At 64.8% G+C, this 15,989-nt stretch carries 12 protein-coding genes; 5 read left to right on the forward strand and 7 right to left on the reverse strand.

The window, feature by feature from the left end:
- Window positions 1–65 precede the first annotated feature (65 nt).
- Together JL108_RS11330 and JL108_RS11335 are read left to right on the forward strand one after the other, a co-directional pair.
- On the forward strand, window positions 66–1,703 hold the full coding sequence (locus JL108_RS11330) for an NAD(P)/FAD-dependent oxidoreductase (protein ID WP_205198379.1): 1,638 nt from the start codon (window positions 66–68) through the stop codon (window positions 1,701–1,703).
- 200 nt (window positions 1,704–1,903) lie between these two features.
- Window positions 1,904–3,577: a GMC family oxidoreductase gene (locus JL108_RS11335; protein ID WP_205198380.1), complete on the forward strand. Its 1,674-nt coding sequence runs from the start codon at window positions 1,904–1,906 to the stop codon at window positions 3,575–3,577.
- Here JL108_RS11335 and JL108_RS11340 read toward each other — a convergent pair.
- The 7 genes from JL108_RS11340 to JL108_RS11370 form a co-directional block, all read right to left on the reverse strand.
- A complete protein-coding gene (locus tag JL108_RS11340) occupies window positions 3,562–5,988 on the reverse strand; it encodes a CoA transferase (protein ID WP_205198381.1) in 2,427 nt (808 codons plus the stop codon). The two genes, JL108_RS11335 and JL108_RS11340, sit on opposite strands and share 16 nt — an antisense overlap.
- The gene (locus tag JL108_RS11345) at window positions 5,985–7,559 is read right to left on the reverse strand and encodes an AMP-binding protein (RefSeq protein ID WP_205198382.1); all 1,575 of its coding nucleotides are present in this window, start codon (window positions 7,557–7,559) and stop codon (window positions 5,985–5,987) included. The genes JL108_RS11340 and JL108_RS11345 overlap by 4 nt, the downstream gene beginning before the upstream one ends.
- 13 nt (window positions 7,560–7,572) lie before the next feature.
- On the reverse strand, window positions 7,573–8,634 hold the full coding sequence (locus JL108_RS11350) for an MBL fold metallo-hydrolase (protein WP_205198383.1): 1,062 nt from the start codon (window positions 8,632–8,634) through the stop codon (window positions 7,573–7,575).
- A gap of 2 nt (window positions 8,635–8,636) precedes the next feature.
- Window positions 8,637–9,104, reverse strand: a complete 468-nt coding sequence (locus tag JL108_RS11355; RefSeq protein ID WP_205198384.1) for a pyridoxamine 5'-phosphate oxidase family protein — start codon at window positions 9,102–9,104, stop codon at window positions 8,637–8,639.
- 119 nt (window positions 9,105–9,223) lie between these two features.
- A complete protein-coding gene (locus tag JL108_RS11360) occupies window positions 9,224–10,270 on the reverse strand; it encodes an aldo/keto reductase (RefSeq protein ID WP_205198385.1) in 1,047 nt (348 codons plus the stop codon).
- 5 nt (window positions 10,271–10,275) lie between these two features.
- Window positions 10,276–11,220 (reverse strand): aldo/keto reductase, encoded by a 945-nt coding sequence (locus tag JL108_RS11365; RefSeq protein WP_205198386.1) that lies wholly within the window; start codon window positions 11,218–11,220, stop codon window positions 10,276–10,278.
- Window positions 11,221–11,266: 46 nt separating this feature from the next.
- Entirely contained in the window at window positions 11,267–12,730 is a 1,464-nt protein-coding gene (locus JL108_RS11370) for an aldehyde dehydrogenase (RefSeq protein ID WP_205198387.1), read from the reverse strand.
- 141 nt (window positions 12,731–12,871) lie between these two features.
- Here JL108_RS11370 and dctP point away from each other — a divergent pair, with 141 nt between their 5' ends.
- From dctP to JL108_RS11385, 3 genes are all read left to right on the forward strand, one after another.
- Window positions 12,872–13,918 (forward strand): TRAP transporter substrate-binding protein DctP, encoded by a 1,047-nt coding sequence (gene dctP, locus JL108_RS11375; RefSeq protein ID WP_205198388.1) that lies wholly within the window; start codon window positions 12,872–12,874, stop codon window positions 13,916–13,918.
- Between the two features lie 62 nt (window positions 13,919–13,980).
- On the forward strand, window positions 13,981–14,547 hold the full coding sequence (locus JL108_RS11380) for a TRAP transporter small permease (RefSeq protein WP_205198389.1): 567 nt from the start codon (window positions 13,981–13,983) through the stop codon (window positions 14,545–14,547).
- A 34-nt stretch (window positions 14,548–14,581) separates the two neighbouring features.
- Window positions 14,582–15,871 (forward strand): TRAP transporter large permease, encoded by a 1,290-nt coding sequence (locus tag JL108_RS11385; protein ID WP_205198390.1) that lies wholly within the window; start codon window positions 14,582–14,584, stop codon window positions 15,869–15,871.
- The last annotated feature ends 118 nt before the right edge of the window (window positions 15,872–15,989 follow it).

Consider the following 15,989-nt stretch of genomic DNA (forward strand, 5'->3'; position numbering starts at 1 on the left):
TTGTCAGTTGTGTTGAAATTTTTGTCGAAGCAACGAACCAACCTTTCGGATCCATGGAGGACAAGATGACCGAAGTCGCGACCCAATCAGACACGGCGCGGACGCCCGAGGTCCGTGAGTACGATGTGGTCATCATCGGCGCCGGCCTCACCGGTATGCATCAACTGCTGACGGTGCGCGAGCTCGGCTTGTCTGTCCGCGTGATCGAGGCGGGCTCAGGCGTGGGCGGCACCTGGTACTGGAACCGCTACCCAGGTGCACGCTTGGACTCCGAGAGCTACAGCTACCAGTACGCCTTCGATAAGGAGCTGCTCGACGAGTGGCAGTGGAAGGAGATGTTCGCCAGCCAACCGGAGCTGGAGGCGTACTACAACCGGGTTGCTGACAAGCACGAGATCCGCAAGGACGTCGACTTCGACACCCGGATCGCCAGTATGGTCTTCGATGAGTCGACCGACACGTGGGACCTGGTCTCGACCGAGGGCACCCGCTACCGTGCGAAAGTCGTGGTGGCTGCGACCGGCATTCTCTCTGACCCGAATTTCCCCAACATCCCGGGGTTGGAGAACTTCAAGGGCGAATGGCATCACACCGCGATGTGGCCGAAGGAGAAAGTCGACTTCACAGGCAAGCGAGTAGCCGTCATCGGCACCGGGGCCACCGGAGTCCAAGTGATCCCGGAGGTGGCCAAGACCGCTGGACATCTCACCGTCTTCCAGCGCACCGCGAACTGGGCCGTTCCCCTACGCAACCGTCCACTCTCGGATGAGGACATGTCCGAGATCCGTGACGGCTACCCGGAGATGTTCGAGAAGCTGCGCAACTCCTTCAGCGGTTTCCTGCACAGCTGGGACCCGGTGAAGTCGACCGATGTCTCGGTTGATGAGCGGGACGCGCGGTATGAGGAAGCCTGGAACTCGCCGGGCTTCACCAAGTGGATCGGCCTCTACAACGATCTCGCCTATGACGCCGAGGCCAACAAGATCTACTGCGACTTCCTCGCCAGTAAGATCCGCGAGCGGATCAACGATCCGGCTATCGCCGACAAGGTCATCCCCGATGACCACTACTTCGGCACCAAGCGAGTTCCGTGCGAGACCAACTACTACGAGACCTACAACCGCGACAATGTCGACCTCATCCTCCTCAAGGAGAATCCCATCGAGGAGTTCACCGAGAAGGGGGTCCGCACCGCTGATGGTGAGATGGAGTTCGACATCATCGTCCTGGCCACCGGATTCGACGCCTTCACCGGGGCGCTCAATCAGATCGACATCGAGGGATTGAACGGCGCCACGCTTCGCGAAAAGTGGAAGGACGGCCCGAAGACCTACCTCGGTATCCAGGTGGCCGGCTTCCCGAACTTCTTCATCATGGGAGGTCCGCACGGCAAGGGGGGCCACGGCAACGGCCCGCGCTGCGCCGAGCCGGTGATCGAATGGATGGCCACCGTGATCAACGACATCTTCACCCACCCGTGGGGCCGAATCGAGGCGGACCCCGAGGCCGAGCGGCTGTGGACCCAGGATGTCGTGGATGCGGCGGCAGGCACCCTGCAAGCCACCGCTAAGTCGATCTTCTTCGGCGACAACATCGAGGGCAAGCCGCGCGTTTACGTCGCCTACCTCGGTTCGCTGCCCGAGTTCGTGCAGCGGCTCAACGCTGTCCGCGATGAGGGCTACCGCGGCTTCATCTTGAGCTGAGATACATCCCGCCGTGGCTTCTCCGCGCACGCTTGTCCTCGTACACGGCGCTTTTCCACGGAGCCGGGTGCTGAAGCCGGGTCACCGAGCGTCTCACGACGCTCGGTGACCCGGCGCTCGCGGAGACACGCTGACGTCCTCCCACTCGCCGGCTAGGCCTCCGCTGATCATCACGCACCGACACAAAAGGACAGTGCACCATGACTCGCCACCGTGCCCGCTCGAACTCGACCTTCGACTACATCATCGTCGGCGCCGGCGCAGCCGGATGCATCCTGGCCAATCGGCTCTCGGAGGACCCCACCACATCGGTGCTGTTGATCGAGGCGGGCGGCCGAGATTCTCATGTGATGCATCTGGTGCCGAAGGGCTTCTATTTCACGCTCTCGAACCCGAACTACGCCAAGACCTTCGCTACCACCGCCTTTGCCGACGGCCATGTCGAGAGGCTCCCGCGCGGCAGGGTCCTCGGCGGCTCCACGACCATCAACGGCCTGGTGTGGAATCGTGGCTGGGCGCCGTACTACGACGCCTGGGAGAAGGCGGGCAATCCAGGTTGGAACTGGCAGCGCTTCCTCACCGCATTCCGCGAGATCGAGCGCCACCAGCTCGGGGCCAGCGATGTGCGCGGAGGCGAAGGACCCGTCGATATCGAGATCGCGAGGCCGCCCGAAGAGACCTGCGAGGCCGTCATCGCCGCCTTCGCCGGACATGGGGTCGGGTTCCGCGAAGACATGAACGACAGCGGGGAAGAGAGAGTCTCCTATGTGGCCTCGAATACCCGCCGAGGCACCCGCATGAGTGCGGCACGGGCCTTCTTGCGGCCGATTCGATCGCGCCGCAATCTCACGGTGGCGACCCACACCGAAGCCGAAGAACTCACCTGGGACGGCGATCGAGTCACCGGGGTGTCATGCCAGTTTCGGGAGTCGACAGTGCGCTACTCAGCTCGACGCGAAGTCTTGGTGTGCGGTGGCGCCTTTGACTCGCCCTTGCTGCTGGAACGCTCCGGTATCGGCAATCCCGAGGTGCTTACAGCGGCTGGAGTCCCCGTCCGAGTGGCCAGCCCTCGCGTCGGAGAGAACTTCAAGGAGCATCGCGGGATCCTGCTTCAGTACCGACTCGCCGGCGTACGCGGCTACAACAGCAGCGCGTCGTCACGGCTGCGCTATCTGTGGACGGGATTCAAGTATCTGTTCTCACGCAGAGGCGTGATCGCTCACGGTGGTTACGCCCTGAGCGCCATCTACAAGTCAGATCCCGATTCCGAGCACCCCGACACTCAGGCCTTCTTCACCCCGATCTCCACCTCCGCCGTGAATCCGATGAGCGGGCGCATGGTCGTGGACAAGGAGCCGGGAGCGAAGTTCGTGGCTCTGCCGATGTACCCGACCAGCGCGGGATCGCTGCATATCACCGGTCCGCATCTCGACGACCCGCCTCGACTCGAACCGAACTTCCTCAGCACCGACGAGGATCGACGCATGCTGGTCAAGGCGCTCCACAAGGCACGCGAGGTGATGGCCACAGGGCCGATCGCGGAGCATGTCGTGGAGGAGCTGCAGCCAGGACCACAGCTGGTCGCCGACGATGACATCATCGAGTACGGCATCAACAGCGGGAACGCCGGTGCCCACGGTCTCGGCACCTGTGCCATGGGACCGGACCCCGATGATGTCGTCGACGCGTCGCTGAAGGTGCGGGGCACCCGGGGGCTGCGCGTGGTCGATGCATCGGTGTTCCGCGATCAGCCCTCCGGCAACAACAACGCCCCCACCATGGCACTCGCCTGGATCGCCGCCGACATCATCGAAGCGGAGGCATCCGCGGCGCCCGGAGCGCGGCCATCGACCGCACGTCACTCGACATCATGAGCCCGCGGCACACCGGCGATCAGCCTGATCGCCGGCGCTAGGCGCTCCGGCTCGGCATACGCCTCGATCTTGCGCCCCTCCCAGTACCCATGGGACAAGCTGTCGTTCACCAAGGAGTTCTCCCCTAGCGCAGCCGCGCCGGAACGCAGGAGCTCCGCGAGCGACTCGCCGTGACCGAGTTCCTCGATCAGATCGATGGTGTCGAGTCCCGGCCGTCGCGCCGAGAGATAGGTCTTCTCTTCGTCCTCGGTACAGCGTCCGAAGACCGGATGGCCGATGCCCAACGCCTTGCCGAGGCCCGGGTGCTCCATGATGGTCAGCAGGCCCCGCTCGTGCGCCGATGTATCGCTGAGAAGCTCCAGGACCGGAACATAGCGATGGGCGCCGAACCCTGCTGCGACCGCTGCCTCCACGGCGTCGGCGGCTGACCAGCCGGCGAAGAAGTCCTCGAGCCGAGCGCCGAGGAGCTCGTCGTCACCCATGATGCTCTGGTCGATACCTGGGATACGTGCCAATCGGGACGCCGCATCGCCCTCGGGGCCGGCGAGATAGAACCAGCCGTCCATAGCCCGGTAGAGCCGATCGACAGGAGACCATCCGCAGGACTCCGGGCCGCTCGGCTCCTCCCAGGTACGGCCATCGAAGCCGATGGCGAACGGCAATTGGTGCAGCGTGGCGGTTCTCGAGAGCGAAGCATTGACGTCCTGCACCGCGCCGGTCCGCTGACGCTGGAGCAAGCTGAGCATCACACCGAATGCGTTCAGATGTCCGGCCGCATGGTCGTTGACGACGACGCCCAACATGCGGGGAGATCCCTCGCCGCCGGCGCGGACCCCCATACCCGTGGCCATCTGTGCCAGCGGCTCATGTCCTCGGTACTCGCCACGGAAGCCTCCGTGCGAATGCAACGACATCGTGGAGCACACTGCCGATGGTCGGATCGCGCGCACACTGTCAGGGTCTAGACCGAGCCGGCCCGCGGCATCGGGTGTGAAGTTGTGATGCACGACATCCACGCTGCGAAGAAGGTCGGCGAGCACTCCCCCGAGGTGTTCGCTCTTGAGGTCGAGAAAGGCTGTCCGCTTTCCACTGCTGACCGTCCTGTACCCGTGGAAGGCCGAGCGGTCATCGGTGAGCGGATCGCCCGCCCCCGCAGCGAGTCCGGCGTTGTCGACCTTGATCACGTCCGCGCCGTACTGTGCCAGCACTCTGGTGGTCGTGGGGCCCGCGAGAAGCGTGGCACAGTCCAAGATCCGTACACCTGCGAGTGGCGCTTCCCTCCCATCGTGCGATATCTGCCGGGGGACGAAGCCGGACGCTTCCCAGCTGATGTCGTCACCGATCAGGAAATCCCGAGCACCCCGAGCCCAGCGGACGCGGGCAGGCGACTGCGAGAGCCTGACCGCTGCCCCGGGCTGACGCGTCGTGCCGAGTTCCGGGTCGTCCACGGTCACGACGGTCTCGCTGGCCAGCGCATGCTCGTCGGCGAGCCATTCCTGGACGCTTTGACACAGACCGAGGGCGCCTTGGGCCTCCTCCTGACCGATGCGCTCCCACTCGGCGGCCGGTCGCGTCGCGATCAGCGCGCGGACGTCACTCGCCAGACGAGCCGCTCCGGCGCCGTCGAGCTCAAGCAGCCGATACTGCGGAAGATAGCGGTCGAGGAAGACCTGCAGACCCCGCAACGGGCTGTCGAAGTAGACATGGCGACCGTCGGCGGCAGGCGCGGTCTCCAGGAGTCGGTGGATCATCGCGTACGTAGGATTATCGGTCTTGCGCGATACCGGGACCTCGGCGTAGGAACCGATCGCCTGAAAGGCCGCTTCATAGAGCGAGACCTCGATCCACTCCCCCGGTCCACCCCTGGCACGCGTTAACAGGGCCCCCGCCACCCGGTGGGCGGCCATGAACGCGGCGAACGACGACGCCATCGGCAAGGCGCTGAATACAGGGCCTCCATCGATCTCGCCGTGGCGGGCGGGATAGAGGCCGGCGGCTGATGCGACGACACCCTCCCAGGCGGGCACATCAGATCGCGGATCATCACGAGGGAAGCCCGGGAGCGAGCACCAGATGAGATGCGGCTGATCGTCGAGCGCACGCTGGGGATCGATGCCCAGTCGGCTCATCACGCCGGGCCGGAAGTTCTCGATCACGACATCAGCGGACGCTGCCAGGTCGCGAGCCTGTGCGAGCCCCGTCGGCGACTTCAGGTCGAGGCGGACCCGGCGCTTGTTCCGATCCAGGGCTGCTTCGCTCACCGTGGACTCGTGGCCGGGCGCCATGACACGGATCACATCGGCACCATGATCGGCGAGGAACATGCCCAGCATGGGTCCCGCGAGATGGTGGCCGAGATCCAGGACGCGAAGGCCCGCGAGCACGTCGGTCTCATCATGTCTCTGTCTCATGTACTCCTCCTGCTGTGAGGCACTGCGATATCTCCCGAAGCGGCCTGTCGGGCCTGCACGACCCACGAGCGCGACACCCGATCCCAGGTGTGCTCGTTCAACAGCCGCGAAGCCAGCTCAAACTTCTGGATTTTCTGCGTGGGCGTCGTCGGCAACTCTGTGATGACCTCGTAGAAGCGGGGAACCATGTGACCCGGCAGACGGTCGGCCAGCCTGTCCCCGATCGCGCCGAGGTCGATATCCGTCACCCCGTCAGCGGGCACGAGGAAGGCCTTGACCTCGATGCCCACATCATCGCGAGCTTCGACGCCGACGCAGGCTGCCATGGCCACCTCGGACTCCATGAGCAGTTCCTGCTCGACCTCGTAGGCGGAGATGTTCTCGCCCCGCCGGCGGATGGTATCCCGGTCGCGACCGACCCAGAAGTACTCACCGTCGCCATTGCGACGGAAGAGATCGCCCGTATGGAACCAACCGTCGCGCCACGCCTGCGCAGTGGCCGCCTCATCCTTGAGATAGTGCCCGGCGGCAACCGCGGAGGAGGCCGGCCGTAGAAGCAGTTCTCCGACCTCACCCGCGGCGATGTCGTCTCCATGCCCGTCGACCAACCGGTACTCGCCATAGCCTCGGCGTTCTCGTCCCACCGAGCCCGGCGATGGAAGACCCCGGTGATCGCCGGTTCCCAGGGGGCCACCCGTCTCGGTGCTTCCGAAGGAGGTGATGATCCGCTCGATGCCGAAGCGCTCGACGAACCGTGATGGATCGGGCGGCAGCGGTGCCATCACCATCAGCCGGATCCGGTGATCGCGATCGGTGGGCGACTCGGGCAGCGCCATGAGCTTGGCACCCATCGAGCCCACCAGGAAGGTCGCCGTCACCTCCAGCTCACGTGCGATCTCGATGTAGCGTGACAGGGTGGGGCGTCCTCGAAGGACTGCCAACGTCCCGGAGCGCAGACATCCGGCCATGACGCCGAGGCCAGCGGTATGGAACAGCGGAAGATCGATCAGGAACCGATCCTCGTCGGTGAGATCGCCATCGCGCACATACGCACCTGTCGTCGATGCCTGTGCGACGGTCGACGACCACACCTTGGACGGCCCGGTGGTCCCCGAGGTCATCAGCACCACGTCAGGATCGGCCAGCTCGACGGGGCGTTCCAGCCGAGGCTTCGCGAAGGATCTCTCACGCAACAAGAGGGGATCCGCGGTCCGATAAGGTGCGAGCTCGGACCGGAGGGTCGCCACCTGCTCGGGTGAGATCACGATGAGATCTGGCTCCGCCAGCCTCAGCGGGTGTTCGAGAATGCGGCCCCGCAGCGCGGGATTGACGGGCATGATCGCCGCTCCCAGGCATCGGGCCCCCCACCAGGCACGAACGAAGTCCGGGCCGTTGGGCAGCATGATCGCCACACGCGAGCCTTGCCGGACGCCGAGTGAGGCCAGCACCTCGGCTGCCCCATAGGCCTCGGCCAGAGTCTCGATACTGCTCCATGTCTCGCCGCCCTCGAACACGATCACCGATCGCTCCGGATGATGATCGGCGTTCCGCTCGATCACGGAGCGGAGCACCGCCTCATCTCGATCAAGCCACATGAGCCCCTCCACGAGGACGATAGGAGTCGGGCCCGTCGAGACTGGTGGATCGCTGGAGCATACCCCGGGTGACCAGCACATCGAGATGCGCTGCGGTCTCGGTCGAGGCGAGAAGACGGTGCCAGGGATGCAGGCTCGAGAACGACCGGTCACGACGGGTCCACCGGAGACGATGCGCGACCTCGAACGGAGTCGAGCCGCGGTCGTCGACGGCGTCGAGCGTGATCGCCAGGCGGGCCTCGTGATGCTCGAGAAGCTCCCGGGCCCGGGCATGGATCGACGGAGTGACAGGCCCATGCGCGGGCAACAGCATGCCGTCGGGGCGGTGGAGCACACGCCGCAGCGACTGCAGATAGTCGGCCAATGCCATCGCCACGGGTGCCGATTCGAAGCCCACCGCAGGCGTGATCCGTGGCAGCACGTGGTCCCCGCTGAAATAGAGACCTCGGGCACTCTCGTGGAACACCAGATGACCTCGGGTATGGCCCGGGGTGGCGATCGCGGCCAAGGTGCTCGCACCGGCGTCGAACTCCTGACCATCCGCCACCCAGACATCGGGTGCCTCGACCGCACTGCCGACACCGGGCCGGGCGAGGCGCTCTGGCTCCAACTCGTCGATCAAGACGGTGCCGCCGACACGCTTCAGATCGGCGTGGATCTGGACTTCGCGCTCACCGCGGATCAACCGGTTCAGTTCGTTGATATTGGGCTGCTCCCCTTCGCCCAGGTAGACCGTGGCGCCCGACCTGCGGCGGATCAACGGAGCAAGCGTGTAGTGGTCGGGGTGACTATGCGTGACGAAGATCCGGTGCACCTCGTCGATGCCTGAGCCGAGCGAACGTAGGACCCTGTCGAGATCGTCCGGCGTCGCGGCGCTGGCGTCCCCGGCATCGATGAGGTCCATCGCTCCGTCATGGGCACGTAGCGCATACAGGTTCACGGCGTGCAGCTCCTCGACCCCGACCGCCATCGGGATCCGAACGACACCGTCGGCTACCTGCTCAGGACCGTCCGTGTACCAGGCTCGGCTGTGGCCTCCTGGGCCCGCCATCGTCAGTAGCTCCCACCCAGTCGACGGTGGTCCCAGCTTCTGATACGTCCCGGTGTGAGGTACACGACGACACGCTTGGGAGCATGGCGCGCGATATCGATCTCCGGGGTGCCCTCGTCGGACCCGCTCATCGCCCTGTGCCTCTCACGCATGCGCGTCGTCACGTCGATGACGGTCTCGGTGTCCCGGACGATCCTTGTCTCGCCTGTCAGCATCACGCCGCGGATCTCGGCATAGGGCCAGGATGTCTCGACCAGGAAACTAGCCTTGTCGGAGCGCTCGAGATTCCTGATCTTCTGCGCCGCAGCGAAGGAGCTGACGACGATCTCCCGATCTTCGACCATGAACCCCATATGGACCAGGTGAGGGGCTCCGTCGGGCCCGATGCTTCCGAACACACCGAGCATCTGACTGTCGAGGAACTCGAAGACCTCTTGTTCGGACATGGCGATCTGGGCGCGACGCGACACGAGACTACCTACCTCACCACGGGTCGAGCGCGGCACGCTCTCGACGAAGACAATAGTAAATAGATTATTAACATAATTGTGTCGGCGTGGCCACCGTCGACCTCGCGGATGGGATGTCGTCAACGCGAGATGCGTTCGTACAGTCCTCCCGAGCGGAAGGACCGGGCCATCGGGCTGGCCAGATAGTGATGCGGGTAGTCCAGCGGCACGGCGCTCGCCTCGTCTAGTCGATTCACCTGCTCATCGCTGAGACGGATCTCGATGCTGGCCAGGTTCTCATCCATCTGCGCGATCGAGGTGGCTCCCAGGATGGGTACGACGTGGATGGGGCGATGACGTAACCACGCCAATGCCAGTTGAGCGGGAGTGACGTCGAGGTCCGCCGCGGTATCGAAGAGAACTGGGAGAACCGATTCAGCGAGATCGCCCGGGGCTGCCCAGTCGAACCTCGAGGAGTTCCACATCGGCGTGGCCAGCCGTGAACCCTGACCGCTTCCCATCGCGTACTTACCGGTGAGGATTCCGTTCTTCAATGGCGACCACGCGAGCACCGACAGACCTTGATCGGCAGCCATCGGAAAGAACTCCGCCTCCGCGGCTCTTCCGAGCAGGTGGTACTCGATCTGAAGTCCGATGTGGCACGTCCACCCCCGCAGTTCCGCCAGTGTGTTCGATTTCGCGACGACCCACGCTGGGGTGTTGGAGACTCCGATGTAGAGGATCTTGCCCGCCCGGACGAGGTCGTCGAGGGCGCGCATGACCTCGTCCACCGGGGTCAGCAGATCCCAGGAATGCACGATGTAGAGATCGACGTAGTCGGTCCGGAGGCGCCGCAACGTTCCCTCGATCGACTGGACCATGTTCTTGCGGTGGTTGCCGCCGGCATTCGCGTCACCGTTGCGAGGCGCCGAGTTGGTGTACTTGGAGGCGATGACCACCTCCTCACGGTGGCCCGTCACCAGATCCGCGACGATCTCCTCGCTACGCCCACCGGCATATTGGTTCGCCGTATCGATGTAGTTGCCACCCGCCTGACGGTAGCTCTCGTAGAGACCCCGGGCGGTCTCGGCCGACACGCCCCAGCCAGTGGTGGCGCCGAAGGTCATCGTGCCGAGACCGACATCGGATACACGCAGCCCGCTACGGCCGAGCAGTCGATAGTTCATCGCGGTCATCGTGCGCTCTCCGCGTAGCGCGGTTGACGCGGCTCGGGGACCCCCGAGAGTCGATCAAGCTCATCGGAGTCCAGACGCAGTCGCCGCGAGTCGAGGTTCTCCCACAGCCGGCTGATCCGGCGGGTGCCGGGAATCGCCACGATCGCCGGGCTCTGGGCCGACAACCACGACAACGCGACCTGACCCGCCGTCACGCGCCGCCGCTCCGCGATGGCGCGCACCTCGGCGAGCAACGACTGGTTCTCGAGTATCGCCTGCGGAGCGAACATCGGCAGTCGACTTCTGAAGTCATCCTCACCGAACCGAGTCGCGGGGCTGACCGCGCCGGTCAACCATCCCCGGCCGAGGGGTGCGTAAGCCACGAAGACCAGGCCGTTCCGCTCGCACCAGGGCACCACCTCGGCCAACTGGGCGCGACGGAAGAGCGACAGCTCCGACTGCACCGCAGCGACTGGATGCACCGCTTGAGCCCGTTCCAGCTCATCGACGCCCACCTCGCTGAGTCCTAACGCGGCGATCTTGCCGGCCGTCGCCATCTCCGCCAGAGTTCCCCAGGATTCCTCGATGGGGACGCTCGGATCGACCCGGTGGAGATAGTGCAGGTCGATCCGCTCCATCCGGAGCCGCTGCAGGCTCGCGTCCACCGCCTCCCTCAGGTGTTCGGGTCGAGCATCGATCCGGGTGCGATTGCCATCGCCGGTGGCGATCAATCCCGCCTTACTGGCGACCAGCACCCGCTCGCGCTCGACATGCGACAGCACGCGGCCGAGCAGCTCCTCATTGTGGAACGGGCCATAGACATCGGCGGTATCCAGCATCATCGCGCGCTCCGCCGTCCCAGCTTGCGCCGCGATGCCGAGGACGACCCGGGGATCGTCGCTGGCAGTATCATCCCCGTAGGCGAAGCTCATGCCCATGCAGCCGAGGCCGACTCCGCTCACGGCCCGACCGGAGATCGTCACCATCGTCTCGCCCTCTCGCCGAGCATCACCGAGTAGAGACCACCGTGGTCTTCAGCTGGGTATAGTGCATCAGCGATTCGAATCCCTTCTCCCGCCCGAGACCGCTGGCCTTGTATCCGCCGAACGGGGTCTCGATTCCCGTCCGGCCGCCGTTCACCATCACCTGGCCGGCATCCAATCGTGAAGCCACGCGCAGGGCACGAGCAGAGTCGTCGGTCCAGACGCTCGCGACCAGTCCGTAATCGGAATCATTGGCAAGGCGTACCGCTTCCTCCTCACTGCTGAAGCGCGTCACCGCCAGAACCGGACCGAAGATCTCCTCACGGAAGATCCGCATGTCGGGTGTGACATCGGCATACACCGTCGCCTCGACATACCGCCCCTTCGCGAGGTCACCCTCGGCGGCACGACCCCCGGCCACGAGGCGAGCGCCGTCACGCTCGGCTATCGCGAAGTAGCCGACCACCTTCTCGAACTGGGCCTCGGTCGTCATCGGTGCCAGACGCTCGCCGGGAATCCGTTCGCTTACCGCGGTGCGCACCCGCTCGAGAAGCTCGTCATGCACATCCTCGTGAACCAAGAGCCGGCTCAGTGCCGCGCACTGCTGACCGGCGCCGACGCAGATCGTCAACGCGCTGTCGACGACTCGATCGAGATCGGCGTCGGAGAACACCACATTGGCCGACTTTCCACCGAGCTCGAGGATCGTCGGGATGAGCCGCCGAGCCGCGGCCTCCGCCACCATTCGGCCGGTCTCCACCGATCCCGTGAACGCCACCAGCCGGACATCGGGATGATCGACCAATGCCGCGCCGACCTCGGCGCCGGTACCGAGCACGACGCTGACGATGCCTGGAGGAACACCCGCGTCCTGGCATAGCCGAGCCAACATCACGGTGGTGCTGGAGGTGAACTCGGAGGGCTTGATCACCACAGCGTTACCCGCAGCGAGCGCCGCTGCCATCCCCCGCGCGGCCTGGGTGAGCGGGCCGTTCCATGGCGTGATCATCGCGACGACGCCGTAAGGCTCGCGCGTCGTGAATGCGTGGTCGCCGGCCCCCAGATCGATCGTCTGACCGAACAGAGCACGGATGACACCGCCGTAGTACTCGAAGTAGTCGGCGGCGACGCCCAACCCACCGCGCATCTCGGCGACGAGCTTCCCGGTCTCCTCGACTTCCACATCGATGAACTCGTCAGCCTGTTGGCGCAGGCGCCGGGCGACGTCGGTGAGTATCCGGCCCCTTTCGACCGGCGCCAGGTCACCCCACTCCCGTGCCGCACGCCGCGCGGCGGCCACCGCGCTGTCGACATCCGCGGAATCTCCGAGCGTCAGCCGCGCCACCGGCTCGCGTCGCAACGGCCCCTCGACGGTCAACGCGCGCCGATCACCCCGCGGTACCGCTCGTCCGTCAATCCAGTGCTCCAGCTCGCGGACCATCCACTCCTCCATCTTCGGCTCTGTCGACAGGGCGGCGACAGGCGGCATGCTACCGGTCGAAACCCGAGTACTGCTTCACATGTTGCATTTCGGTTACAAGTCACTATAGTACGACAGCAACATAACTTCTTGAATGCTGGGCGGGACGCTCATTCCTCGTCGGCGCAACGCACGTGAAAGGAACACATGATGGGACGCCGCTGTGTCTGGCTGGCACTCCCCGCCGCTGTCGCATTGACAGCGGCCTGCGGCGCGGGAGGCAGCGACGACGGGACGATCACCCTGTCCGTCGCCGACTGGCTTCCGCCCCAGCACGTCGCCGTGATCGAAGGCACTCAGCCCTGGATGGATCGCGTCACCGAGCTCACCGATGGACAGGTCACCTTCGACTATTACCCCTCCGAGCAACTCGGGGCGGCTGCCGATCTGCTTCAGCTCACACGTTCCGGCGTCGCTGATATCGCGATGATCAACGCGCCCTACACCCCAGAGCTGTTGCAGCTGTCGAGCGTGGGCGGCCTTCCCGGACTCACCGAGACCGCGTGCGAGAGCAGTTGGGGTTTCTACGCGGCCAGTCGTCCGGGATCGGCCATCTACGAGCATGAGTACAAGGAAGTAGGGCTCCACCCTCTCCTCCCGCAGGGCACACCGGCCTATGAGCTGATGACGACCGACCGGCCGGTGTCCCATCCCGATGATGCATCGGGGCTCACCCTGGCCGTCTCGGGTGGCGCGATCTCGAGTGTCGCCGAAGCCCTTGGCAGCGCTCCCGTCTCCATGGGTACGCCCAGCCGCTACGAAGGTCTGCAGCGCGGCACAGTGAACGGCACCTTGCTGGGCATGTCGACCGTCATGACCTACAGCCTCGAAGAGGTCATCGACTACTCGACTGCGGGTGCCAGTCTCGGCGGCTCGGTGGCCCCGTACGCGATGTCCATCGACACCTGGGACTCGCTGCCAGCCGACGTCCAGGATGCTTTCACCCAAGCAAGCGAGGAGAGCATCGAACGGTACTGCCAGGCCATGGACGAGCAGACGACCGCGGGCCGGGAGGCCATGGAGCAGGCCGGCGTGACGATCCATGATCTCTCCGACGATGAGAAGGGTGAGTTCGCTGAGGCAACGGCCCAGACTCGCGAGGCCTGGATCACCGAGGAGCTCCCGGAGGAGAAACGAGAGTACGGAGAGAAGGTCATCGAGGAATATCTCGAGGGAGCCGAGCGACTCGGGCCATGATCCGGCCGGTGCCGATGCCTGGCTGACGACCGCTACTCATCTCCGTGAAGAAGGACGACGCTGTGGACCGATCTACTTCCGCGCTCATCACCGCCGTGCGAGCCGTCGACCGGTGGGTGCGGCCGATCGAGCGGGCACTCGCCATGATGGCCGGACTCGGAGTCGGCATCCTGGCGTTCCTCCTTCTCGTGGATATGATCCGTCGGCGGTTCTTCAACGAGACCTTCGCGTGGCTCTATAACTTCACCGGTCTCTACGTGTTCGCGGCTGCCATCTTCCTTTCGCTCGCCTATGCGCACCGGCTCAACGCACACATCGCACTGGATGTCATCACCACGCATCTGAGCCGGCGATGGAATCGTGTCTTCGGCTTCGTCGGGGAGCTTGTGGGAATCGTCTTGTTCACGATTCTGGCGTACGCGGGACTGCGGGCGACATCGGAGGCGTTCTCTGCGGGATACACCGGCGAGAGAACGCTTCCCTGGCCGCTCTGGACGCATTACGTGCTGTTGCCCATAGGGGCGAGTCTCGCTGTCATCCGCTCGATGCTGAAGCTTCTTGCCGGCGATGCCCTCGACGATCCAGAGTCCGACGATCCGGACGCGGCCGCCTCCGTCGGCGTGAACTGACTCCTGGTCCCCTCTCCGTGACGAAAGCGAGACGATGACCGTATTCCTCGTGCTGTGCCTGCTCTTCACGCTCCTCTTGATCGGGGTGCCCGTCTCCTTCTCGATCGGAGTCGCCGCACTCGTCGGGCTCTACTCCATCGGTGGCTGGAATCTCGTCCTGACCATGTTCGAGACCGTGCCCTACACCAACGCCTCGCACGTGTCGCTCGTGGCTGTTCCTCTCTACCTGCTGATGGCGCACTTCATCGTGTTGTCGACCATCGGCGACGATCTCTTCGCCGCGATCCGCATCATCTTGGGCCGGGTGCCGGCCAGCCTGGGGATCGCGACCGTGGGGGGAGGGGCGATGTTCGGCGCCATGTCGGGGTCGACGATCGCCAGCGCGTCCGTCTTCGGCAAGAGCGCGTACCCCCCGCTCGTTGCAGCCGGCTATTCATCGCGGCTCGCCACCGGGTTGATCAGCGTCAGCGGCACACTGGCCGTCATGATCCCGCCGAGTTTGGCACTGATCTTCTACGCGTTCATGGCCGAAGTGAGTGCCGGGACCATGTTGATCGCCGGTATCGTCCCCGGGATCCTCAGCGCGCTGCTGATCGTCTGCGTGCTGCTGGTGAAGGCCTGGCGCCACCCGGACCAGCTTCCCGCAGGACAACGCTATCGGATGACCGAGAAGCTCCAGGGACTCAAGATCGCGATCCCGCTGCTGTCGCTCTTCGCCATCATCACGATCTCCATCTATAGCGGCTGGGCCACGGTCAACGAGACCGCGGCTATCGGCGCGGTCGGCGCTGCGCTCATCGCCGCCGCGCGACGGCAACTCTCCTGGTCTCGAATCCAGGAGTCGCTGACCGGCGCCGTGGTCACCACCACGATGGTCATGACCATCATCATCTTCGCCTACATGTTCGGCTACTTCCTCTCGATCAGCCGCGTCACACCGACTCTCGCATCCTGGGTCAGCGGGCTGGAGGTCCCGGCGATCGTGATCGTGGTATGTATCTGCCTGTTCTACATGCTCATGGGCACCTTCATGGACGAAGCAGCTCTGATGTTCCTGTCCGTACCCGTCCTCGTTCCGGTCGTCTCGGCGCTGGGGGTCGACCTCATCTGGTTCGGGGTGATGATCGTCCTCATGCAGCAGATCGGGCTACTCTCGCCGCCGCTGGGCTTGACAGCCTTCGTCGTCGCGCGCGTCACCTCCCGACCGACCACCGAGGTCTTCATCGGAGTGCTCCCCTTCGTGGGCGCATTGTTCGGACTCATCGTGCTCTTCTTGGCCTTCCCCCAGATCGTGCTATGGCTCCCGAATCTGATGGGCGGATGAGCTGACGCGGCCGCTCGCAGGTGTCACGGTGTCCTGACCCACACGCGCTGACCGGCAGTCCTCCTATGGCATGATGGACATTAGAAGTTAACTTGAGCATCATTGAAGAGGTTCTCGT

The sequence above is a fragment of the Aeromicrobium sp. YIM 150415 genome, assembly GCF_016918125.1.
In the GTDB taxonomy this organism is placed as follows: Bacteria; Actinomycetota; Actinomycetes; order Propionibacteriales; family Nocardioidaceae; genus Aeromicrobium; species Aeromicrobium piscarium.

Bases quoted from the DNA above. Each gene is read 5' to 3' on its own strand.
- JL108_RS11330 (WP_205198379.1), top strand. From the start codon at position 66: ATGACCGAAGTCGCGACCCAATCAGACACGGCGCGGACGCCCGAGGTC.
- JL108_RS11335 (WP_205198380.1), top strand. From the start codon at position 1,904: ATGACTCGCCACCGTGCCCGCTCGAACTCGACCTTCGACTACATCATC.
- JL108_RS11340 (WP_205198381.1), bottom strand. From the start codon at position 5,988: ATGAGACAGAGACATGATGAGACCGACGTGCTCGCGGGCCTTCGCGTC.
- JL108_RS11350 (WP_205198383.1), bottom strand. From the start codon at position 8,634: ATGGCGGGCCCAGGAGGCCACAGCCGAGCCTGGTACACGGACGGTCCT.
- JL108_RS11360 (WP_205198385.1), bottom strand. From the start codon at position 10,270: ATGAACTATCGACTGCTCGGCCGTAGCGGGCTGCGTGTATCCGATGTC.
- JL108_RS11370 (WP_205198387.1), bottom strand. From the start codon at position 12,730: ATGCCGCCTGTCGCCGCCCTGTCGACAGAGCCGAAGATGGAGGAGTGG.
- dctP (WP_205198388.1), top strand. From the start codon at position 12,872: ATGGGACGCCGCTGTGTCTGGCTGGCACTCCCCGCCGCTGTCGCATTG.
- JL108_RS11385 (WP_205198390.1), top strand. From the start codon at position 14,582: ATGACCGTATTCCTCGTGCTGTGCCTGCTCTTCACGCTCCTCTTGATC.